This window comes from Sphingobacterium sp. HJSM2_6, from assembly GCF_049316305.1.
In the GTDB taxonomy this organism is placed as follows: Bacteria; Bacteroidota; Bacteroidia; order Sphingobacteriales; family Sphingobacteriaceae; genus Sphingobacterium.
The window spans coordinates 1-265 of record NZ_JBMOXB010000066.1 but is presented as its reverse complement, the minus strand read 5'-3'; the positions used below and the strand labels follow the sequence as shown (position 1 = coordinate 265).

Sequence of the window (265 nt, the reverse complement as noted above, 5' to 3'; positions counted from 1 at the left end):
AACCAAATTACCCCAGCGATTGAATATTTCGAGCTGGTTGTCAGGATATTGGTCGATGCAGTCTATGTAGAAGTAATCGTTTTGTCCGTCATCATTTGGTGAGAATTCATTATAAATCTTCAAACAATTTGGCGCAACTGTCGCGCTAGCTTGATTGTTGCTAGTGTTTGTATCGATTTGATCCAGTTTCGACAAATGTGCCGTATTTAGATAATCTTTAAAATCAACTACTTTAACAATAATAGCAAGTGTTTGTATGGCGCCT

At 37.4% G+C, this 265-nt stretch carries 1 protein-coding gene; it reads right to left on the bottom strand.

Features of this window, described 5'->3' with window-relative positions:
- Nucleotides 1-265, bottom strand: a 265-nt coding sequence (locus tag ACFRAE_RS17830; RefSeq protein ID WP_422798523.1) for a gliding motility-associated C-terminal domain-containing protein, incomplete at both ends; no start/stop codon positions are given.